Below are 3,283 nucleotides of genomic sequence, written 5' to 3'. Positions count from 1 at the left end.
ATAGGCTCCGTGGGTGGCGGGTTAGTCCAACAAAAGCGCAACGTCAGGCCCGACTACGTCAGGGCTGCCTTTGAGCTTTAAGTGTTAGCGGCATTTTTTTCATTACTTAAGTTGACTATTATTTAACAATTGGTCCAAGTTTTAGATTTAGAAATATCAGATTAAATAGTTTTTAATGTCTTGTTCCAAATCAGCGACTTGATTATTAAGCTCAGATATCTGTGCAATACTTTGATTAAGTTCAGAACTCTTCTCGTTTATCTCATCATCTTCTTTTAATGGAATTTGTAGTTCTAATAATTCAGAAATATCTAAACGAGCGTGACGTTTACCGCTCTGTAATCTTCTGTATGCTTCGCATAAAGCAGGATGCATAAGTAAATACCCAAAATAGCTGACATGATCCAAATAAGAATCTTTTAACTTTAATCCGATCCATTCTGGAGATCCAATATAATCCGCAGGAGGTAAAATGACCACCTTACCTAAATAAGGTTCTAATTTTGAGAAAAGTAAATCTGCACCAGCAAATATTACTTTGTCGGAATTTATTTCGTCCACAATCGAAGTGGTAGAAATTTTACCGCTAAGTGGAGCAACAGAATCTAAATCAGCGATCGTTGTTTCATTTTCAAGTTGCCCCTTTGAAAGTTTTTCCAGTTTAATAACTTCAAGATACTGTGACAAAGGTGCTGATGGTTCGTTGGACGGAACTACTTTACCATCTAGTTTGTGCCAAAGAAAACAATATTTTGGATCTAGTCTATAACTAGTTCTAGCCAAGACATCTTCTACACTAACTTTAAAGCCTAATTCGCTATCCTCAACATCTTCATCAGTGAAGAAATAATCTAACACTGTTTTTGGATTGGATAGATCAATCTCATCAATTTCGCCTTCACTATTTTCAGAATATAGCTGATTAGGCTTTTCTAAATCACTCAAATTTTTCCTCCGCTTGTATCCAATTTGAGTCGGCTCCGCCATGAAAATTTCATTTTCGCCATCTAGAGATAGAACTGTATTTTCAAATGCATCATCGCTAGTATATCTATCATCAATTAAATTATTATAGTGCAATTGCCACTGATCTAACCTTTCGTCAGATTTCTTTTTAGCATAAACTATTGCGGTTTTGGTACTGGTAAATGGCTTGAAGGCATCATAGGGTAAGGAAATAATTGCTATTATATCAAAGTACTTAAGTAAAAATTTACGAGTTATTTTATTAGTAGATGTATCTAAAATGTTTTCTGGTAAAACTGCAGCAAATTCGCCGCCTGGCCGTAGTAATTGATACCATCTTTCTATAAATCTTTGTTCAGAAGATTTTAATATATTAGAAAACGCTCTTTGTATCAACCTGTCGTCATCAGGGCTAGATGTTACAGAAAAAGGAGGATTTGTTATTATCAGGTCAAATTGCTCATTAACTGTTTGGTCGTAAGCAGAATTATTCGATTCCTGAGATGTTCCTAAGATGTTGTTTCGACCATCCATCCAATAACTATTAAATGGTAAAAGGCCATTATTTATCCAAGTATTCATACTACCATCTCCATGCAATACCATATTAACCTTTGCACTTAATCCTAAATCATAGTTGTTTTCAATACCAAACAAGAAATCCCTAGCCCATGAGGTCTTTTTTACACCGCCAAACCACACACTATGCGCTTCTCTGATTCTATCAGACAAAGTTGCCCCATAAGAATCTAGGCCAATCCGCTCAGTTAGTGCCTTCATATACTCGATCAGAAAAGTACCTGAACCACAGGATGGATCGATGACATACGGAAGTCTATGTCTTCCTAAACTGTCTCTTTCATTAATCATAATTTCTTCTGCATGACCTACAATATTTATTAGTCCATGAATGAATCGTACGATTTTAGGCGGCGTGAAGAATTGTCCTTTAGATTGAGTAAAATCTTGAGACACAATTTGCTCAAAAAATTCACCTAATAAATCCCCGTTAAATGTATTCCTAGTTACACTTATACCTTCAAGCCGTCCTACTACATACGCAATTTTAGAGTTTGAAACTTTAACATGGTCAAAAGCTGGACCGCTGCTAGGCCTAGGCAGTGCTAAATAAGATGTTTCAGCTGTAGCATACAACATATTGAGACGGTTGACTAATTCGTCAGCATCTTCTGGATTTTCTGCAGTTCCGTATCGCTGAAAAGTATAAGATTCATTAGGTCTTGTTTCAAGTTCGTCATAAATTTTACATAAGATAATTTTAGTTATGTATACAAATACATCATTATTATTAGTTCCCCCTCCACCCCAGATAACATCGTGTATTTCCGATCTTAATCGATTAAAGGTAGACTGGTCAACACTGTAATTCAATGGTCGGTTTTCTTCAGAAGAAAATTCAACCTTGGCGAACCTCTTCTTTGTAGCGGCTCCATAATTACTAGGAATAGTGTCAACTATAGGTTGACCAGCATTGTCCCAGTCTTCGTATTCTGGAAATACAGCAGTATCAACTAGGATAAGTCTTTCTTCAATCGACATTGAAGAATCAGAAAGCGAATAGTAAACTAAATTTTTAGGCCTAATTCTTTCCAATTTGGAAAGCCTAAACAGCTGACCATCGATCATTGAAATATCAGAATCGTATTTACTTGGCGCTTTACATTCAATAAACAGAAAGACTTCATCACTTCCTGAAGAGTGAACGATGATATCTACTCTACCACCCTTACCGTCTCTTCCTACAGAACTATAAGACCTTTCAAATTCGATTATTCCCGGACTTATTGCATAGCCATGAACGGTAAGAAGCTTCTGAGCTAAATAAGCTCTAACGCATTCTTCATCTGTTATCGGAGTAGTATATCCAGTAAAGCCAATTGTACTAGGGCTAACGAAAATATAGTCATTATTGTAAGTAATTGAACCTGCACCAGTTATGTCGTCAAATTCTATAGAATTCACTGCATTGACACCAGAGCCAATTCTTCTAAGTGTACTTACGATTCTTCTCCTAAAATGAATGTCCATTGCAAATTTTTCGCAATGTAACATTTTTAAACTAGAACCAACATTTTTGAATTTAGTCTAAAAAAACATCACCAATAAATTATCTCTTCTCTGACTTTAAATGCCCTCTTTACACGCGACTTTAAAATTTAAATTTCCCTGATAAATATAATTCGCGCTTTTAGTTGCCGCTGTGTTCATGCCCATTAAGCCAAGCCCTTTCCAAATATAAACTTTTTCCCGATACTTAGGGATGCGCTTTCCACTCCACCACTTCCTGTCTAAGGTG

At 36.1% G+C, this 3,283-nt stretch carries 1 protein-coding gene; it reads right to left on the bottom strand.

Features of this window, described 5'->3' with window-relative positions:
- Positions 1-156: 156 nt before the first annotated feature.
- On the bottom strand, positions 157-3,015 hold the full coding sequence (locus tag B036_RS0125615; protein ID WP_020571593.1) for a restriction endonuclease subunit M: 2,859 nt from the start codon (positions 3,013-3,015) through the stop codon (positions 157-159).
- Positions 3,016-3,283: the final 268 nt, after the last annotated feature.

Source organism: Neolewinella persica DSM 23188, from assembly GCF_000373105.1.
Taxonomy (GTDB): domain Bacteria; phylum Bacteroidota; class Bacteroidia; order Chitinophagales; family Saprospiraceae; genus Neolewinella; species Neolewinella persica.
This window is presented reverse-complemented; position numbering and strand designations above follow the sequence as displayed.